The 19,568-nt window shown below is 39.5% G+C and carries 19 protein-coding genes and 1 pseudogene; 8 read left to right on the plus strand and 12 right to left on the minus strand.

Annotated features, from left to right (window positions below):
- Positions 1-419, plus strand: a pseudogene (locus tag BCG07_RS10915) (sodium-dependent transporter); the annotation flags it as partial.
- Between the two features lie 4 nt (positions 420-423).
- On the opposite strand, the gene BCG07_RS10920 reads toward BCG07_RS10915, so the two are convergent.
- The 3 genes from BCG07_RS10920 to BCG07_RS10930 form a co-directional block, all read right to left on the minus strand.
- A complete protein-coding gene (locus BCG07_RS10920) occupies positions 424-1,107 on the minus strand; it encodes an NYN domain-containing protein (RefSeq protein ID WP_286890123.1) in 684 nt (227 codons plus the stop codon).
- 78 nt (positions 1,108-1,185) lie between these two features.
- Positions 1,186-2,172: a 2-hydroxyacid dehydrogenase gene (locus tag BCG07_RS10925; protein WP_286890125.1), complete on the minus strand. Its 987-nt coding sequence runs from the start codon at positions 2,170-2,172 to the stop codon at positions 1,186-1,188.
- Between the two features lie 95 nt (positions 2,173-2,267).
- Complete coding sequence (locus tag BCG07_RS10930; protein WP_010556305.1) at positions 2,268-2,819, minus strand: glutathione peroxidase; 552 nt, start codon at positions 2,817-2,819, stop codon at positions 2,268-2,270.
- A 121-nt stretch (positions 2,820-2,940) separates the two neighbouring features.
- Here BCG07_RS10930 and BCG07_RS10935 point away from each other — a divergent pair, with 121 nt between their 5' ends.
- Positions 2,941-3,822 (plus strand): NAD(P)-dependent oxidoreductase, encoded by an 882-nt coding sequence (locus BCG07_RS10935; RefSeq protein WP_198434402.1) that lies wholly within the window; start codon positions 2,941-2,943, stop codon positions 3,820-3,822.
- A 640-nt stretch (positions 3,823-4,462) separates the two neighbouring features.
- Here the strand turns inward: BCG07_RS10935 and sbcB are convergent.
- From sbcB to BCG07_RS10965, 6 genes are all read right to left on the minus strand, one after another.
- Positions 4,463-5,908 carry an exodeoxyribonuclease I gene (sbcB, locus tag BCG07_RS10940; RefSeq protein WP_286890128.1) on the minus strand — a complete coding sequence of 482 codons (1,446 nt, stop codon included), beginning with the start codon at positions 5,906-5,908 and terminating at the stop codon, positions 4,463-4,465.
- Between the two features lie 405 nt (positions 5,909-6,313).
- Complete coding sequence (locus tag BCG07_RS10945; protein WP_286890129.1) at positions 6,314-7,267, minus strand: alcohol dehydrogenase catalytic domain-containing protein; 954 nt, start codon at positions 7,265-7,267, stop codon at positions 6,314-6,316.
- Position 7,268: 1 nt separating this feature from the next.
- Complete coding sequence (gene dkgB, locus BCG07_RS10950; RefSeq protein ID WP_126007432.1) at positions 7,269-8,087, minus strand: 2,5-didehydrogluconate reductase DkgB; 819 nt, start codon at positions 8,085-8,087, stop codon at positions 7,269-7,271.
- A 10-nt stretch (positions 8,088-8,097) separates the two neighbouring features.
- A complete protein-coding gene (locus BCG07_RS10955; RefSeq protein WP_286890131.1) occupies positions 8,098-9,012 on the minus strand; it encodes an LLM class flavin-dependent oxidoreductase in 915 nt (304 codons plus the stop codon).
- 37 nt (positions 9,013-9,049) lie between these two features.
- Complete coding sequence (locus tag BCG07_RS10960) at positions 9,050-10,225, minus strand: MFS transporter (protein WP_182752319.1); 1,176 nt, start codon at positions 10,223-10,225, stop codon at positions 9,050-9,052.
- Positions 10,226-10,524: 299 nt separating this feature from the next.
- Complete coding sequence (locus BCG07_RS10965) at positions 10,525-11,466, minus strand: cyclase family protein (protein WP_286890133.1); 942 nt, start codon at positions 11,464-11,466, stop codon at positions 10,525-10,527.
- Positions 11,467-11,807: 341 nt separating this feature from the next.
- Between BCG07_RS10965 and BCG07_RS10970 the strand changes: the two genes are divergently transcribed.
- Together BCG07_RS10970 and BCG07_RS10975 are read left to right on the plus strand one after the other, a co-directional pair.
- Complete coding sequence (locus tag BCG07_RS10970; protein WP_286890135.1) at positions 11,808-12,914, plus strand: L-dopachrome tautomerase-related protein; 1,107 nt, start codon at positions 11,808-11,810, stop codon at positions 12,912-12,914.
- Positions 12,915-13,031: 117 nt separating this feature from the next.
- The gene (locus BCG07_RS10975; RefSeq protein ID WP_286890137.1) at positions 13,032-14,201 is read left to right on the plus strand and encodes a DcaP family trimeric outer membrane transporter; all 1,170 of its coding nucleotides are present in this window, start codon (positions 13,032-13,034) and stop codon (positions 14,199-14,201) included.
- Between the two features lie 27 nt (positions 14,202-14,228).
- On the opposite strand, the gene BCG07_RS10980 is transcribed toward BCG07_RS10975, so the two are convergent.
- Entirely contained in the window at positions 14,229-15,116 is an 888-nt protein-coding gene (locus BCG07_RS10980) for a LysR family transcriptional regulator (RefSeq protein ID WP_286890139.1), read from the minus strand.
- 372 nt (positions 15,117-15,488) lie between these two features.
- Between BCG07_RS10980 and BCG07_RS10985 the strand changes: the two genes are divergently transcribed.
- From BCG07_RS10985 to BCG07_RS10995, 3 genes are all read left to right on the plus strand, one after another.
- The gene (locus tag BCG07_RS10985; protein ID WP_006792271.1) at positions 15,489-15,893 is read left to right on the plus strand and encodes a hypothetical protein; all 405 of its coding nucleotides are present in this window, start codon (positions 15,489-15,491) and stop codon (positions 15,891-15,893) included.
- A gap of 305 nt (positions 15,894-16,198) precedes the next feature.
- The gene (locus BCG07_RS10990; protein ID WP_006792270.1) at positions 16,199-16,606 is read left to right on the plus strand and encodes a hypothetical protein; all 408 of its coding nucleotides are present in this window, start codon (positions 16,199-16,201) and stop codon (positions 16,604-16,606) included.
- A gap of 146 nt (positions 16,607-16,752) precedes the next feature.
- A complete protein-coding gene (locus BCG07_RS10995) occupies positions 16,753-17,280 on the plus strand; it encodes a M23 family metallopeptidase (protein ID WP_243533348.1) in 528 nt (175 codons plus the stop codon).
- A 34-nt stretch (positions 17,281-17,314) separates the two neighbouring features.
- Here the strand turns inward: BCG07_RS10995 and BCG07_RS11000 are convergent, their stop codons facing one another.
- The gene (locus BCG07_RS11000; RefSeq protein WP_286890141.1) at positions 17,315-18,262 is read right to left on the minus strand and encodes a sodium-dependent bicarbonate transport family permease; all 948 of its coding nucleotides are present in this window, start codon (positions 18,260-18,262) and stop codon (positions 17,315-17,317) included.
- 113 nt (positions 18,263-18,375) lie between these two features.
- Here BCG07_RS11000 and BCG07_RS11005 point away from each other — a divergent pair, with 113 nt between their 5' ends.
- Positions 18,376-19,320 carry a LysR substrate-binding domain-containing protein gene (locus BCG07_RS11005; protein WP_271480868.1) on the plus strand — a complete coding sequence of 315 codons (945 nt, stop codon included), beginning with the start codon at positions 18,376-18,378 and terminating at the stop codon, positions 19,318-19,320.
- Here the strand turns inward: BCG07_RS11005 and BCG07_RS11010 are convergent.
- The coding region (locus BCG07_RS11010; RefSeq protein WP_286890144.1) for a substrate-binding domain-containing protein at positions 19,317-19,568 on the minus strand (252 nt) is incomplete at its 5' end. The genes BCG07_RS11005 and BCG07_RS11010 overlap by 4 nt on opposite strands.

Here is a 19,568-nt window from a genome sequence, read left to right on the forward strand (position 1 = left end):
TATTTAATACCATGGGAGAAATAGGGTTACTGGTTGGTTTATTGTTTTTTGTTTTGATGTCGATAGCGTCTGTGACCTCGACTATTTCGTCTACTGAAATTCCGGTTGCGTTTTTAGTTGAAAACCACAATGTAAACCGAACTAAAGCCACGTGGTTGGTAAGCTTAGTGGTTTTAATATGTGCGAGTGCAATTATAGTAAACTTTGATTGGTTATTTGGTTTAGTTATTATGGTGTTTACTCAGTACCAACTCCCGTTAATGGGGTTGTTTTATTTTATAACGGTTGGCTGGATGTTCAAACGAGGTAATAAGTTACACCAAGCTAGCACTGGCGCGCATTTTTGGTTTGCCCAGTATATTCGTTTTGTATGCCCAATATTAATGACCTTGGTGTTTGCAAACGTCGCGTTTGGTTAATAACTTAATGCAACGAGACTAAAAAGCCTCCGTCGGGGGCTTTTTGCATTTTAAAATGCTGATCGTGATATTTAAAATATTGATATAGCTTACTTACGCCTAGCTGCTTTTTTGTAATGTTGAATATTCGATGAAGATAGGTACCAACATCCACTGTTTCAGAGAGTCCAGTTTTTGCATGTTGTGTGTTCTCAACGGCTTCTTTCACCAGTGCTAAATGGTAGGTATCAACAGAGGCAATACTTTTATTTTTTACTTTAGGTATGGTGTTTTGTTTACCTAAAATATAAAAATCATCAAAATAGTGTTTAGCGCTCGCTGTATTATTACCAAACCCTATTACTTTTTTACCATTTCGTCTTAAAAAGTGCACTAGAGCCGCAAAGTCAGAATCAGATGACGCTATTGCAAAAGTGTCAATCGGCGAGACATACAATGACTCCATAACCCCGACAGTTAACGCAATATCGGCAGCATTACTTTTCGATTTTACAAGTTTTTCTTGGTACACCATTTCTATAGCAAAGCGCGAGCATATATTCACCCAAGGTTTTAGCTGTACTGCCCCAAAGTTGCCATATGCTTTTTTAACCTCAATATGTTCAAACTTAGCCATTATTTGCTCTATGTATTTATGGCTTATATTTTCTGCATCTATGAATAACGCTGTTTTTTTCCATTTAAACACCTGCTAAAAAAGCCATTAAATATAACTAATTGATACCACTGCAATGCATATTTTGGCAAGTGTAAATGGCTATAAATGTTAATTTTTAAAAACGGAGTTAGTAAGCGGTTTACTCTGTTCAACCTCAAGAGCATTTGTAATGGTAGTGTTTGCTATTTCGTTGAGCGCTTCTTGAGTAAAAAAGCCTTGATGCCCGGTGATCAGGACATTTTTAAAACCAACTAAACGAGAAAATATATCGTCTTGGTTTATTTCGTCGCTGTGGTTTTTAAAAAACAGTTCGGATTCTTGCTCGTATACATCTAGTCCTAAGTAACCTAGTTTTTGTGTTTTAAGTGCTTGTATGCAGGCTTTGCTGTCGAGTAATGCACCACGTGAGGTGTTGATAAGCATAACGCCGGGCTTCATTTTAGCGAAAGCATGTTCATCGATTAAATGATGGGTTTGATCGTTTAGTGGGCAATGCAGCGAAATAATATCGCTTTGGGTAAGTAACGTGTTTAAGTCGGTAATGGAGTAGTTACCCGGTATTGCATTTGGGTCGCACACTAAAACGTTTGCGCCAAATCCATTGAGTATATTACACAGTGCTAAGCCAATTTTTCCGCACCCAATAATGCCCACTGTTTTGTTATGCAAGTTAAAGCCAAGTAACCCGTTTAGATCAAAGTTGTCTTCGCGCACGCGGTTGTAAGCTTTATGTGTTTTTCGGCTCAGTGTAAGCATAAGCGCAATACAATGCTCAGCTACGGCTTCGGGACTGTATGCGGGTACACGCAAAACATGAATGTTATGTGCTTTTGCCGCATCTAAATCAACATTATTAAAACCGGCACAGCGCAGTAATATAGTATTTACACCTTGGGATGCTAATAGCTTTATAACTTGGGCATTAACTGTATCGTTTACAAATACACACACTGCATTGTAATTGCTTGCTAACACCGCTGTTTGCTCGTTAAGCGATTGCTCAAAATAGGTTATTGCTAAGCTGTTATGAGTTGCAATACTGTGTTCAAAAAAAGGTTTTTCGTACTTTTGCGCGCTAAAAAAAGCAATGTTCATGGTATGGCTCCAACAATTTGGTGCGTTTAAAATAGTAAACCTGTTTAAATTAAACTACGTTACTGCCATGTGCTCAAGTAGCGATTACTTTTTATTTACAGCGCTGTGCGCCTATTTAAAGCAGACATAATGGGTGTTGCTTTTATGTCACTTGGTTCAACGGCTTTCTGTAGGTGTGTTTCGATAACCTGTTTAAGTGTTTCAGGTTTAGTACGCGGTGCATAGCGAGCGACTAATTGCCCCTGTGAGTTAATTAAAAACTTTGTGAAATTCCATTTTACTGCACGGTTTTGTGAAATACCGCGGGTATGGCATTTTAAATAGCTAAATAAAGGGTGAGCGTCTGGGCCATTTACCATAACTTTACCAAATACTTTAAACGAAACACCAAACTGCATTTGGTAAAAGTCTCTGATAGCTAAATTATCAAGTGGCTCGTTTTGCCCAAACTGGTTACATGGGAATGCAAGTACCGTAAAGCCACGATCCTTGTACTCTTGGTATAGCTTTTCTAGAGCATTTAATTGCATTGAAAAACTACATTTACTGGCTGTATTGACAATGAGTACGGTTTTGCCTTTTAACTCGCTTAAAGAAAAATTCTCACTGTTATAAAGTGGTGCATTAAACTGATAAATACTATCCATTGGTTACCTACTTAATTTCCAATTGATGGAAATTTTACAAAGACTTTCATTCGCTTTTTTGTTGGCCGGTTGACATAATCGGGACCTAGTTTCTAAGTTAGCAGTTAAATAGGTCATTTTTATGTCAATGAAAGTCGCATTTATAGGTTTAGGCGTAATGGGTTACCCAATGGCGGGGCATTTAGCCAATAAAGGGCATAGCGTATGTGTATTTAATCGTACGCAATCAAAGGCGCAAAGTTGGGCTGAACAGTACAAAGGAAGCGTTGCAGATACCCCACGCGAAGCCGCTCAGGGCGCTGATATTGTGTTTATGTGTGTGGGTAACGACGACGATTTACGTTCTGTAGTTTATGGTGACAATGGCGTTTTGGCGGGTATGTTACCGCACACCATATTAGTTGATCACACAACAACCTCTGCAGAAGTTGCCCGCGAAGTAGCTGCAAAAGCGGCGCTGCAAAATATTGACTTTATCGATGCGCCAGTGTCCGGCGGACAAGCCGGTGCAGAAAATGGCGTTTTAACGGTAATGGCTGGTGGCAATGAAGCCGTATTTGCAAAAGTACAGCCTGTAATGGCGGCGTTTAGCCGTTTTAGCCAATTGTTAGGCGGCGTAGGCTCGGGCCAGCTTTGTAAAATGGTTAATCAAATTTGTATTGCCGGTGTTGTACAGGGTTTAGCCGAGGGATTACATTTTGCTAAGCAAGCAGGCCTTGACGGTGAAAAAGTAATTGAAACCATATCAAAAGGCGCTGCAGGATCGTGGCAAATGGAAAACCGCTACAAAACAATGTGGGCAGGTGAGTACGAGTTTGGTTTTGCCGTAGATTGGATGCGCAAAGATTTAGGCATTGCGCTTGATGAAGCTAAAAACAATGGTGCGACGTTGCCAATGACTGCAACGGTCGACCAATACTACGCAGATGTACAAGCACTTGGTGGCGGCCGATACGATACTTCAAGCCTACTTGCACGAATAGAGGCGCTGCATAAAAAATAACTATGTATGTGTTTTAAATTAAACAGGTTTCGCGTTTAACTTGTAGACGCGAAGCTTGCCTGCGTGATGTGCAAAGCCCATAAGTAATTTATTCACAAAAAGGGTAAGAGTCGCTGCGCTTTTAGAGGCAGTGATAGTGCTAAAAAGGTTGTTGTTGGTCTGTATGTTTTCTCATTTACTTCTCATTTGTTCTCTTTGTGCAAAAATTTTTTATTCTAAAGCTTCGCTTTTCACATCAGCAAGCTCTACATCTACCGCTCAGGTGTATATATGGGTTTTGCTTTTAGATGCGCTGCTTGCTAGCGTGAAGGGCAAAGCCCGTAAGTGATTTATTCACAAAGAGGATAAGAGGCGCTGCGCTTTAGAGGAAGAGATAGTTCTAAAAAGGTTTATGTTTATATGCCCTCTCGTTTACTCCTCACTCGCTTCTCTTTGTAGATTATTTTTTATTTAAAAAGCTGCGCTTTTCACGTGAGCAAGCTCTCCGTCTACCGCGATGGTGTAGATATGGGTTTTACTTGTAGACGCGAAGCTTGCTTGCGTGATGGGCGAAGCCCATAATAATTTAAACAAAAACGCGACGCTTTAGTAATTAAAGCGTCGCGTTTTTAATGCGCTATACAAATAAACTAAAAGAAAATTACATGCTTTGCGCGTAGTTATACAAAGCCTTTAAGATGGTCAGGTTTTTTTCGCTGTCGTCGTGCTCATGTGCCAAGTTTTCAAGGGTGATCATAAAATCTTGAGCGCTGATTGAGGGTTGATCTTCTCCGTGCATTAACTTGTTTTGGCAATACTGGCGCCATTGGTCAAGCTCCTGCTGGTTGAGCGTTTCTGGCCAATTGCGTGCACGGTATCTAAACAGTAATGTATTGAACTTTTTATCTTCAAAATCTAAATTTAAACCCGCTAGCTCGTCTGGCTTAGCATCGCGTATAATCGCAAATTTTGCTTTGTCGGCATGGCTTGTAAAGCCATCGTAAAGTAAGTAATCAATGTTAGTGGTCGCGCTGTAATCGCCTTTTTCGTTAAACACTTCAGTAACTTTATCGCGAAGCTCGGTATTGGCTTTTAAAATAGCTAAATTAGCGAGGCACTGCTCGCGGTCAATGCCTAAACGGGCTGCGTTTTCAGGCAATAATGTTTTTGCAGGCGCTAAAATAGGGCACTTGTTTAAATGCACCAGTTTTAAGCCAACAGGTAAATCGCCCTCGGCTAAATCAACGCGTTTGGTGTATAAACGTTTGCGTAATTCTTCTACATTTAAATCAAGCAACACTTGCGGGCTTTGGGTTAAATCAAAACAAATAACGGCGTTTTTATTTACCGGGTGAAAGCTCATTGGCGCCACCCACGTAGTACAACCCTGTGTTGCAGGAATACGCGACGATGTATGTACCAGCGGCGTCATGTTAAATACATCAACCAACTCGCCAAGCGCTTTTTTATTACGCAACCCAAAAAAGAAGTTATAAAGCTTTGGCTGTTTTTCTTTTATTAGCTTAGCCAATGCAATAGTGGCCGTCACATCGCTTAGCGCATCGTGCGCAGCAGCGTGTTCAATACCATTAGCTACAGTTAAATGCTCTAACTTAAAGCTTGGGCTACCGTCTTCTTTTAACGGCCATTCAATACCTTCAGGGCGAAGCGCATAACACGCACGGACCAAATCTATAATATCCCAGCGGCTATTATTGTTTTTATATTCACGCTCGTACGGGTCGTAAAAGTTACGATAAAAGCTATAACGGCTTACTTCGTCATCAAACCGAATACTGTTATAACCAGCCACACAGGTGTTTGGTGCACTAAATTCGGCATGAATTTTTGCTATAAACTCAGCCTCAACCAAGCCTTTTTTCATCGCCACTTGTGGCGTTATACCGGTAATTAAACATGCCTCAGGGTGAGGCAAGTAATCCGCTTGCGGCTTACAATATTCAATAAGCGGCTCGCCAATAATGTTTAAATCAAGATCGGTACGAATACCTGCAAACTGGCTCGGCTTATCCTTTTGAGGGCTTGCCCCCCAAGTTTCATAATCGTGCCAATAGATTGTTGCTTGATTTTGCTCTTGATATGCCATAGTAAACCCTGAGTAGTTAACTTAAAAACGCCTAAATATGCGCCAAGTTACTAAAATAATGAATTATTTAGATTATGGCATATGGGCGAGGGAGTTTATAGGTTTGGGTGATAAATGATGTATCGCATAAAAATACAAGGCAGTGCTAAATGAACGGGTTAATTTCCTCTCGTTATTGGGACGCTTTCGCTTAACGCAGTTGTTATAAGTTTTATGGCAGCTTGAAATATGATTGCTTATTAAAAGTTGCTCTGCTTATAAGAATCAGTTAACCATAGAGTATGAAAACTTTCTAAGATAAGGTGTCCGGCTAGAGTGCAGCAGTTCAATTTGATATCACAGCTTATGACAGAGCTAAATCACCCGCCCCATGATAGGCTGGTGATTTTCTGTTTAGTGTTAGTATTAAGCTTCACTGCCAGTAACTACGGTTTTAGTGTTTGATTGCTCACTAAAAGTAAGTGCCTCATTAAGTTTTTCAAATGGAAATACTTTAGGTAGATCAGTGATTAGGGGTTGGTTATCTAACTGTTTTATTAATGCCTCACCCTCTTTTATAAGTTCAGCCCAGTCTTGCTCATCGCCATAGTTGTGCAACGCGCCAAGAGCAACTTCATGATAAGAGATTGAGTTGGTAAATGCAGGGAATAGCGGTTCCTCAACCCTATCTTGAATACAGACTAAGTGGCCGTTAGCTTTAAGGTAGCTTGCAAGTTTAGTAGCACTTTGCTGGCCTTTAGCATCAAATACGGCGTGGTATAGTTGCTGGCATTGGCTTTGCTCCCTCAGCACTTTATTTACACCAAGTAATATGGCCTCTGTTTTATTCGCACTTGGGCTGAGTAAATCGATTTTAACGCCATTTTTATGAAGTAGCTGTATAAGGATTTTGGTGACTGCACCAAAACCAGAGACCAACACCTTTTTATTTTGCATGCTTGGCACTTTATTAAATGCCTGTATTGCAGTGAGCATGGGGCACGGTAAGCTTGCAGCTTTAGATAAAGAAAAGCTTTGTGGGAGTCTCATTACTCGTTGAAATTTTAACACTGTGTATGTTGCAAAACTGCCAGGTAAAAGCAGCGATTGATGATAACAAACCGAGCTGCCTATAAACTCTTTAGGTACGCTTGCGCCTGTTTGAATAACAATTCCAGCGCCATCCACACCGGGTGTAAAACCGGGTGGCCAAGCTAATGGATTGGCTTTTATAAATTTCCAATCAACAGGGTTTATACCCATTGCTTTATTTAAAACAACAATTTCATTTTCGTTTATGTTTAAAGGTGGCGCAATTGAAGATAGAAGCAGGGGTGAGCCTGCCTCTTCAAACTGCCACGCTAAATCGCAGCTGTTCATTTTAGTTATCCCACTGTGGAGAAAAGTCAGGTGATGCTTGGCGATCGTTTTTATTTAATTGATCAATCGCGGCTATTTCTTTAGCACTAAGTGTTAAATCAGGGCCAGCTAAATTTGTAATCAGATTACTTCTTTTAGTTGATGAAGGAATCGTTGTTAATCCATTCGCAAGTGCCCACGCAATAACAACCTCAGAAGGCGCCTTATTATGACTCTTGGCAATATCAATAATGGTTTCATCTTTGAGAACTTTACCAACAGCAAATGGCATATAACCTGTCACATGAATGTTATTTTCACTGCAAAACTCGCGTAATGACTCGTTTGTTAAGTAAGGGTGTACTTCTACTTGGTTAGTAAAAATTTCACCGTTAGGCAAAATAGCCATAGCCTGTTTAAGCAAATCAATAGTGAAATTTGATACGCCAATATTTTTAGCAAGGCCTAGCTCTTTAGCTTTAACTAGCTCACCTAAATATTCTTCCATCGGTTCATCGTTCTCTGGAGATGGCCAGTGTATCAATAACAAATCTACATAATCAGTTTGCAGTTTACTTAGGCTTTCTTTAACACTATCAATGAATGATGCTTTATTTAAGTTAGCATTCCATACTTTTGTAGTAATAAAAATATCGGCTCTAGGTATGCCGCTGTCGCTAATAGCTTGGCCTACTTGCGCTTCGTTGCCATAAATTTGTGCAGTATCTATATGCTTATACCCAACTTCTAACGCCATTTTTACAGAGTTGTAAGCCACTTCGTCTTCTAAGCGAAAAGTACCCATACCTAATTTTGGCATTGTGTTTAAATTTATGTTCATTAGTTGTCCTTTATTTATGAAAAACGGGTAAGACATTTTTTGCTATGTCTTCCATGCTTTGTTCGATATTTATTTCATTGCGTCTAAAGTGAAGGCCAATATGATCTACGCCAGCAGCCTTCATACTGTTTAGCTCTTTTATTAAGCCATTGACTCCGGTTCTAACCCCAAAGTGGTGTCTTTCAATGGGTGCGTCTGGGTTGTCTACAAAATCTAAATGAATAAAGCTTACATAAGGTTTGTCACCTGCAACGCTTCGCCATAGAGCTACACGTTTTACATGATCGTCAGGTGTACCTGGATACGCTAACCATCCATCGAGGTTTTCACCTATAAATTGCGGCGATTGTTGTGCAAGGCCTGCGGCGTAAATAGGGTATTGCGCTACTTGAGGGTATATTTTTTGCCCTGGTTGTAATTTAGAGTCAGACTCATCCTTTAATACCTCAATAGCTTCTCTAAAAAGCTGGCCACGAGCGGCGTAATCAACATTAAATAAAGGATATTCTGAGGGTCTATCACCACTTGCTACACCTAAAATTAAGCGGTTGTTGCTTAGCTCAGCCATTGTGTTCGCTGATTTTTTCACAAGCCAAGGCTGTCTTAATGGCAGAACAACAGCCGCAGTACCTAGTAAAATATTGTTTGTAATACCCGCTAAGTAGCCTAAGTATGTAAACGCTTCAAATACTTGTGCAGCATCGCCAAAGTTAGGGTCGTACAGTGGCACGTCTCTTACCCATGCAGTACTAAAGCCAAGCTCATCAGCTAATATAATGCGCTCTTTATGCTGTGACATATCAGGCACACCAAAAGGCTTGCCTTCTTTAATACGTTTTTTTTGGCCATCTCTTGACCAATCATTGTCTAGTGGCAGTTCAACACCAATTGAAAAGCCCAAGTTTTTTAATTTATCAATAGTCATAATCAATCTCTTTCGAAGAAAAAATTCGGGATTAAATTTAAATAGCTTTCACTTGTTCGCGTGAATCTAGAAACCCCGATAGTCGTGTTAATACAATGGCAAATATAACAATTGATGCGCCCACCCAAGGGGTGTCCATTAACTCCATGTCTTCTACAACAACACCGCCAATGATTGAGCCAATTGCAATACCGACATTAAAGGCCGCTATATTTAAACCTGATGCAACATCTACAGCATTAGGCGTATGTTTTTGTGCTAGCTGCACAACATAGACTTGCAGACCTGGTACGTTACCAAAAGCGAAGGCGCCCCAAATAAGTAGTGTTAAAACAGCGCCAATTTGATTGCCTGCCGTAAATGTAAATACAAAAAGAATGATAGCGAGTGCGCTAAAAATACCTGTTAACGCTTTTACTGGTCCCATGCGGTCAGCTAGTTTTCCACCCCAAATATTGCCTATTGCTACTGAAATTCCGTAAACAAGCATAATTAAGCCAATTGAACTGGATTCGAAACCAGAAACCTGCTCTAAAATTGGCGCTAAATAGGTAAAGGCCACAAACGTGCCGCCATAGCCGACTGCTGTAATGGCGTACACTAAAAGTAATCTAGGTTGTGTTAGCACTTTTAGTTGCTCTGAGATTTTTGCGGGTACCGCTTTTTTTAAGTTTGATGGTACGAGAATTGCGCTACCAATAAGTGCGATTAAGCCCAATATAGAAACGATTAAAAATGTTGCTCTCCAGCCAAGCTCTTGCCCAATCCACGTACCTAAAGGTACACCGGTTACTAGGGCTACAGTTAAGCCAGTAAACATGATTGCGATTGCGCTGGCTTCTTTTTCTTTGGCAACTAAGCTCGTTGCAATAGTTGAACCAATAGAGAAAAACACGCCATGAGCCAACCCTGTTAGGATCCGGGCCACTATCAAGGTTTCATAACTTGGGGCTTGCCAAGCAAGTAGGTTACCTGCGACAAATAAAGCCATTAAAACCAATAAAACTGATTTACGATTCCAACGACCGGTTAATGCTGTTAGCACTGGCGCACCAATAGCTACACCGAGTGCGTATAAGCTGACTAATAAGCCTGCTGATGGTAGTGAAACACCTAAGTCTGCTGCAATAGTTGGTACTAGGCCAACAATTACAAACTCAGTTGTTCCTATAGCGAATGCGCTGAGTGTAAGCGCCAATAATGCTAAAGGCATTTGTAGTTCCTCAAATAATTAATGTGGGGTAATTTTCATCTAATTTAAGGAGAAGAAACACAGCGTATTTCTCAAAACAATTTTGTTAAAAATGCAAAAGTAAAAATGTTGGTTTGTTATTTTCAATAAAATAAGGGGCTCAGTAGTGGGTTTAATAAAGTTGTTAAAACGGCAGGTTTTATGCGGGTTCAGAGTATGGTGTGTTGGCTAGTATAAATGGTGGAGGGAAGCCACAAAAAACGGCAAACAAGGTGTGATTGCACCTCGTTTGCCGTTAAATAACTATGTCTAAATGGGTTTTACAAAATAGCGACAGGGTTAATTTGCACCTGAGTAGAGCCTTCGTATAGAGGGTGGCCAAGTACGAACATAAATTCCCATGCTTGATCTTTTGCTAGGTCGTCACACAAAATGTTTTCAAGCACGTGCACGCCGTAATTAGTGGCCATCATTTGGTTTACAGGAAATGAAAGACTAGGGTCTTCATGCGGAACGGCTTCAGATGACCAGTTATCGGCACCTACTGCAATAACGCCTTTTTCGGCAAGGTACTTACCACCTTCAACGCCAATACCTGGGCCGCCCGCAAGGTAACGTTCGTTATCTTTACCCATTAAGTCAGACCAACCGGTACAAAATAAAACAACATCGCCTTTTTGAATATCTACGCCTTGTTGTTTGGCTACTGCGTCAATTTCTTTTTTATTAAAGGTGGTGCCTTCGCTCACTATATCTTGGTTAAAATAAGGACGCATATCTAATAATACACCACGAGAAACCATTGGTGGGACTTTCTCTAGACCGAGTTTTTTAACGCCTGTTACAGTCATAAAATCAGATACTTTATGGCCGTTATAATGAACGTTGTCGCGACCATAGTGGGCAAGGCCATTTATTTGTGAGCCTACCCCTGTCCAGCCAATAATTTGGTCATCAACATAGGTAAATTTATTTGTACCAAACGTTTTCTGTTCAGGCTGCGAAGTATGAACTTCAAAGTAACGGTGACGAAACGCTGGAGTATCTTTATTTACCGCCATACCTAAACCGTACACTTTACCTTGTTTTATTAATTTTGATGCTGTTAATACAGAGCTTGGAGTAATGTAATTCATTGCGCCAATTTCATCATCAGCCCCCCACTTTGAGGTAGGTACTTGTTCGGCCGCGTTAACACCAGCAGAAAGTGTAAGTACTGCACTTAGAGCAGTGGCTATTTTCAATTTTTTATGTGCTTTCATATTGCTATTACCTTGTATTTAATTTTAGAGGTGCAAAGCATATTTGCTATGACGTGGCCTACTATATTTAAAACAACGTGAATAATTGATAGTTGAAAACACAAAACTCTTTTTCACTTTTTGCAATTAACGAGCATATTAAAATAATAGTGAATACACCTAATTAAAGCTTATGTAATCACTATAAATAAGAATTAGTTTAATTTTATTATTTCATTTTTAACAAAATAGATTTAACAACAATAGCGTTTTTAGCATTTAGAAACCCTTACATAATCTCCCTGCTTTAAAAAGAGGGCTCACAATAGAGCTTTCTAAATAATTAATTTAGGAGATACACAATGAAAATGAAAAAACACGTACTTGCTATTGCTGCAATCGTTTCAGCCTCACTTAGCTCAGCATCTGTAATGGCAGCAGATTTAGAGTTAGTTGCTAAATTTGAGGACGCTCGTCCGGGTAATCCAACACTTACTGTAGATGGCAAATTAATAGTGACTATGTCTGCACTGGTCAACCCAGATATACATGTGCGAGAAGTGCTGGCTGATGGCTCAACCAAACCCTACCCAAATTTAGAATGGGCCGGAAAAGCGGGCAAGCATGGTAAAGGCATCGCATCTACCATAGGTATAAAAGCCGATACAAATGGTATTTTGTGGGTGCTAGATATGGGCAACAAGCTACACATGCCAAAATTAATAGGATGGGATACGTATGCGAATAAGCTACATCGTTCTATTGTTTTTCCAAGTGGTGTAGTAAATAAACACTCGTTTATTCAAGATATTGCTATAGATACTAAACGTAATCGTGCTTATTTGGCCGATATGACACTTGATAAAAAAACGGGCACTACACCAGCTCCCGCTATTTTAGTCGTGGACCTAGAAACAGGTGAAGTGCGTCGCACATTAGAAAACCATGAGTCTTTCCAATCAGATGGCAAACCTATTTTTGTAGAGGGCAGAATTGTTGCTCATTCAGATAGTAAAGGTGACGCTGTTTATCATCAATACGGCTTAAACCCTATTGCTATCGACCCTCAACAAGAGTGGGTATATTTTGGCCCAATGGGTGGCACCACTATTCACCGTATTCCGGCTGATGCCTTGGCTGATGACTCACTAAACTACGAACAGCTCAGTGGCTTTATTGAATTTTATAGAAATAAGCCACGTACAGACGGCTTTAGTGTTGATGCGCATGGTGATGTTTACGTCACTGACGTTGAAAATAGCGCCATTGGTGTTGTAAAAGAAGATGGCTATCACGTGGTGGTACAAGATGAAAAGCTTTCATGGCCTGATGGCGTTGCCTTAAGCCAAGATGGTTGGTTATATGTAGTAGCTAACCAGCTTCATAATTTACCGGGCTTAAACCAAGGGAAAGACGCGAGTAAGCCTCCGTTTACTATTTACAAAATCAATGTAAATGACGTTGAGTAAATACGCTTAAACCGTCGCTTAATCAATTCACCCCTTTTATTAATTATCAGCGCTTAACCTAAGCGCTGTCCTTATTAACGACAAAGTCACTTAATAAGTCTCTTTGTCGCGGTATTTATGAACTATTTAAAAATCAACCCAACACTGTTAGCTACACTTACTGCATTAGTTACATCAAATGCTTATGCGTCATCACTTAACCAAACAGACATTACGATTGGTGGTTATATAAAAGCAGATTTAATGCTTAGTCATTATAGTAATGGTGCGCCAGATACTAATTCGATTTCTAGGCAATCTTATATTCCAGGGACCATTTCAGGTGATTCAAACAATGGTAAAAATGTTTTAGATTTTCATGCTAGAGAAAGTCGTTTCAATATCGCAGCGCAGAATGATATTGATGGCGTAAAAGTCAGCGGCTTTATAGAGCTCGACTTTATGACGCACTTTGATGGAAGTGAAAGAATTGATAATGGCTACTCTCCACGGCTGAGACTCGCTTATTTAAATTATGATAAATGGACCATCGGGCAAAATTGGTCAACGTTCCAAAATCCATCAGTTTTGCCTGATAATTTAGATTTTTCTAGCGCAGCAGATGGCTCGCCATTTATACGCCAAGGGCAAGTACGTTATACCAATGGTAAGTTTCAAGTGTCATTAGAAAACCCTGAAAGCACGTTCACGAGTGTAGAGACTGAATCAAGGGTAACATCGGGCTCTGGCTGGTTACCTGACGTTGTATTGAGATACAATTTCCTTAATGAAAATAATGCTCAACTTAACCTATCATCTGTTTTTAGGAGGGTTTCTTTGGACTCTAAAGTTAACCAAGACAAAATTAAAGCAGATGAATTCGGTTATGGGGTGAGTTTGGCCGGTAAGTTACCCGTAGGCAATATGGATGACTTTCGATTTACTATTACAGCAGGTGAAGGGCTAGGTCGCTATGCAGCATTAAATTACATTAATGCGGCAACATTAAACGCAGAAGGGGATACCAAACGCATTAGAACGGTGTCTGGCTTTATGGCTTATAGGCATTTTTGGAATGAGAAACTACGCTCTAGTTTAACTTTATCGGGTATTACGGCAGATAATCCAACGGTGATTTCTAATAAAGCGATTAATAAATCAAGCTATTCTGGTTATGTAAATTTACTTTATTCGCCGACTGTAAATACAACCTTTGGCGTTGAGTTAATGCATGCAAACAATAAACAAGAAAATGGTATTGATGTAGAGCTGACTCGATTAATGTTTTCGGCTAAATACAGCTTTTAATAGAAAAATGGGGCAAAGCCCCATTTTTTATAGCCTTATTTTTGTAGAGAAAAAATCTATAAAAGCGCTGATTCTGGATGAGAGAACTGAGTTTTTATTATAAACAGCATGTACATCTTCTCGGGGGTTAGGGCTTAAAATAGAATTAGGCAGTATTTCAACTAAAACTTGTTTTTCAATATCTTTTTTAACCATAAAATCTGACAACACTGCTATACCATTTCCATTTATACACAATTGCCTAATTGCTTCTCCGCTAGTGGCAGTAATAGATGGTTTTAAACTAATAGTATCTTTTAAGAACCAGTTATTCAGTTTTGGGGAGTCTGCAAAACCAATAATTTGATGTTCTTTTAAATCATCAATACAAGTAGGGGCCCCTTTTTTGTTCAAGTAGCGAGGGCTTGCAACAATACGAAGTTTACTTAGTCCGAGCTTTTTAGCGTACAGGTTAGAATCACTGAGTTTTCCTATTCTAATCGCTATGTCTGTCTTTTTTTTGATGAGGTCAACAATACTTTCATTAGACAATAGCTCGAGTGTAATTCCAGGGTAAGCTAGTTGAAAATCTTCTATATACGGAATTAGCTGGTGATATAAAAATGGGCTTGCGGCATCGACCCTCAACTTACCTGCGGGGTTACTTTGTAAGTTATTAAGAGCTTCTTCCCCTCTACTAATTATATCCAACCCTTCTGTTACATATTCTAAAAACAGCTGTCCTTCTTCAGTTAAGTCAATTCGCCGAGTACTTCGATTAAATAAAGTGACTTTCAAATCACATTCTAACCGTGTAATGGCACGTGAAACTTTTGCGACTTGTGAATCTAACTGATTGGCTGCACTTGTAAAGCTACCTGTATTAGCAATAGTGATAAATGTTTCAAGATCTTCGTTTTTTGATTTAATGAGCATAATTAACATACAAAAATGTAAACATTTAGCCAGTTTAATTTACTGATTCATTAATAAATAGGGGTTATTATTGTTGTTTTTAAAAAACAGTTTTGTAATTTTTGTGCATCGATAATGCCTTAATTCATGCTATGTGTTTAAGCAATATTTACTGCACGATAGGTGCAACTGAATGCGGGTTTAAATGATTATTTAGCCGCTGTACTTCTAAAGATTATTAACCCTGTAGGTATAGTTGCGTATTAGACTAAAGTCTATAGGTTAGATTTCTTCACTTATTAGGTTTGTTTTTATCGTTTGTCGGTTTGATGGGAATTCTCTAAAGTTCAGTTGTCGGCAACAAGCACGACTTAACCAAACAGGATTATGACCATGAAAACTTTTATCAAAACTATCGCTCTTAGCTCACTACTTACTTGTTCAGCTGCTGCAATGGCTGATCAAAGTGATTACAAATTAATGGTTATCGAAACTGCAACAGCGCCGCAGCCACTTGAGCAATCATTTAATAGCTGTGCACTTAATGTTAAGTCAAAAAACTATGCACAAGCTGAAGAAGTTTGTACTAAAGCAATTGCGCTTTTAAAGGATGCTGATGCACCACGTTTTAAAGTACGCCAGCTTACTTCATACGCACTAAGCAACCGTGGTGTTGCGCGTTTGAAATCGAATAACGAAACAGCTGCTTTAGCCGATTTGTACGAAGCTAACCAAATGTCTAACAGCACTATGGTATCGCACAACTTAAATCGCGCTAAAGAAGAGCTTTCTTTATAAGCTTTTAGCAAGCATATTTTAAAAAAAGCCCCAGCTAGGTTTAACCTGCTGGGGCTTTTTTGTATCAGCATTATTGTAGTTTGTACGATTAAGTGCTTATTGCTAAGAGTAATTGCATTACCCATAGTTTATTAAATGTAAGTACCTAAAAAGTTGGTATATTTATAATGACGTTAGACTAAAGTCTATAGGTTAATTTTATTCACTTATTGAGTTTGTTTTTATCGTTTGTGAGGTTTGAGCTTTTACTCTAAAGTTCAGTTGTCGGCAACAAGCACGACTCACTTAATTAGGAAAGGCAAACCATGAAACGTACACTTTTAAAAACCATCGCTCTTGGCTCATTATTAACTTGCTCTGCAGCTGTAATGGCTGATTCAAGTGACTACAAATTAATGGTTATTGAAGCGCAAACTGCGCCGCAGCCGCTTGAACAATCGTTTAACAGCTGCGCACTGAATGTTAAGTCAAAAAACTACGCACAGGCTGAAGCTATTTGTACTAAAGCAATTGCACTTTTAAAAGATGCAGACGCACCACGATTTAAAGTACGCCAGCTTACTTCATTCGCGTTAAGCAACCGCGGTGTAGCGCGTTTAAAAGCGAACAACGAAACGGCTGGTCTTGCTGATTTATACGAAGCTAAATCAATGTCTAACAGTACAATGGTGTCGCACAATTTAACACGTGCTAAAGAAGAGCTTTCTTTATAATAAGTATTACCGCAGTGAAAAAGCCGATGTGAGAGTGATCTTGCATCGGCTTTTTTGTGTTTACTGTTTTTTAAAGTGCTCATTATCTATTCATCATTGCGGGTTAATAATACATTTAATTGTTTAACTCAAAGCAGAATCCTATTTTGAAGCCCATAAAAATATTACTACTTAGCTTAGTCGCTATTATATTAACCATAGTACTAGCCCTGTTCGTTTTGCCTGAAAAAATCACTAATCCCGTATTAGGGGCAACACCCAAAGATTGGAATCATGCTACTTTTTGGTATGAGCCATGGGGGAAGTCGGGTGTTCATAAAGGCATTGATATATTTGGTAAAAAAAATACGCATGTTGTTGCACCGGTTAATGGGGTTGTTGTGTTTAGCGGTGAGCTTAAAAGAGGCGGTAAGGTAGTTGCTATACTCGGGCCTAAATGGCGGGTGCACTATGTAGCGCATTTAAATAGTTACAGTGTAAGTGAAGGCGACATTGTGAAGTTAAATGAAAATATTGGCTTATTGGGTAACACAGGAAATGCAGCGGGTAAGCCACCTCATGTTCATTATTCAATTGTGTCTTTATTTCCCCTACCTTGGCTTGCAACAAGTGAAAGCCAAGGTTGGAAAAGAATGTTTTATATCAACCCACATACAAACCTGATTAGCCGGTAATGGTCAGTGGCAAATAAATAATACAAATTTTTAGTTATTGAATAGCTACAGCAAGCTGGTGGTAAAGGCCAATACCTACAATTACATTGAACGGAAAAGTAACACCCAGCGAGCTAAGCATGGCAAGGCCTATATCGGCTTTAGGAATAGCGGCTTTGATTGCTGCAGGTGCTGCAATGTAAGAGGCACTGGCTACTAAGCTACCGAGTATAACCACTGAACCAAGTTCTAATCCTAATAAAGTACCTACGCCAACACCTACTGTGCCCAAACATAGTGGGGTAATAATAGCAAAAGTCGCTAATTTCCAATGTTGCCAAGGGAAAGGGCGCAGTGTTTGTGCAGCTACTAATCCCATTTCTAGTAAAAATAAAGCGAGGACTACTTTAAAACTGCTTGTTAATAAGCTGGTAACCTGGCTGCCTTGCGATGTGCCGTACATCATGCCAATAATTACACCACCCACTAATAAAATAACACTTTTGTTTGTGAGGGTTTCGTGCCAAAGCGCTTTTAATGAGAGAGTACTTGTTTGGCCTAGGTCTTTATCGAGCTTGCGATAAAGTAATAAGCCAACAATAATAGCGGGAAGCTCTAGCATAACTAAATAGAGCGTTACTTCAGCGCCAACGGCTAAATTTGCAGATTCGGCATACGCTAACGCAACCGCGAACGTACCTGCACTCACCGAACCATAATGCGCTGCAATACTTGCGCTGTTAGCCACCGATAATTTAATAACGTATTTTAAAATGGGGTATAGCATTAGCGGAATAAGTGCACCTAAGAGCATCACTGTGCCCATTTCTGGTAACAGTTGCCAGCTTAAATTGCCGTGAAGTACCATGCCGCCTTTTAAACCAATAGTTAGCATGAGTAATAAGCTTAGTGTTTCGTAGGTTGCTTTAGGAATGGTTAAATCAGAGCGTAATATTCCCGCTACTAATCCTAAAATAAAAAACATAACAACTATATCAGGCACAACATTTCCTTTTAAATATGAAATTAAGTGGCGCTATTGTATTTAAAACTTTGTATAGTAAATAATAAAATAAATACTAGTTAGGTATAAATAATTATCTATAGGTGGTGATTGTGGATTTACGACATATTTCATTTAGGTTGCTCGAAGTGTTTATGAGCGTAGTAAAAACAGGCTCAATTAGTGAAACCGCGAGGCGTTTGCACTTAACTCAGCCCACTGTATCCCTGCAAATTAAACGCTTACAAGAAGCCGTAGCTGAGCCATTAATGGTTATGCAGCATCAAAAAATGCATGTGACCGAAGCTGGACTTGAGCTTTATAAAACCTGTCAGCAAGTATTTGGACACTTTGAAGATTACCAAGACTTTTTAACAGAACTAAATGGTGGTGAGCGAGGTAGGTGTAAAATAGCCATGGTCAATACCGCACAATATATTTTGCCTAAATTATTGGGACCTTATAGTAATTTACACCCGCATGTAGAGCTTCCACTAGAAATTGGTAACCGTGCAGAAGTGCTAAACCGATTTGAGCGTGGTGAAGACGATATTTACGTATTCAGCCATCCTCCATCGCTTGAACATGCGCAAGCTGCACGTTTTTTACATAATCCGCTTGAGTTTATTGTGCCGGTTAATCATCCGCTTGCACAAGTAGAGTCAGTAAAGCTAAGCGACTTAATGCAATACCGGTTTTTATTACGTGAAAATGGCTCGGCAACGCGCATGTTATTTGAAAGCGAGCTACAAAGCCGTGGTTTAGTACTGAGTGATTCAGTGCAAATGGCTAGCAATGAAGCAATTAGAGTTGCGGTATCTTCGGGTATGGGAATAGCCGTTTTATCTCGCCATGTACTCGCAAAAGACGATGCAAGCTTTAAGGTATTAACTGTTACCGATACGCACTTAGCTAGCCATTGGTATTTTGTTATGCGAACCGACAGGCATATATCGCATGCTGCACGAAACTTTTTAAAATTTGCACAGCAACATTTAGAGCAATACCTCGATTCGCAGTGGGTACGAAACGAGTTAGATAATTTGCAGCTAAATTAATTTATATCCGGGGTTGAGTCTCTTAAAATTAGCTTAGGCTCAAACACCTGAGTAACCGTTATGCCGCTTTTTTTATAAATATCTTTAAGCACTAAATTTGCTGCTGCACGGCCCATTTCGGGTACTGGGTTATCTATTGTGGTAAGCGTAGGGTAAAGGTAATTGGTAAAAATAACGTTATCAAACCCAATTATTGCTAAATCTTTAGGTATATTAAAGCCATGCTCGCGAGCGTATTTCATTGCACC

The organism is Pseudoalteromonas sp. ESRF-bin5, from assembly GCF_002632075.1.
In the GTDB taxonomy this organism is placed as follows: domain Bacteria; phylum Pseudomonadota; class Gammaproteobacteria; order Enterobacterales; family Alteromonadaceae; genus Pseudoalteromonas; species Pseudoalteromonas marina.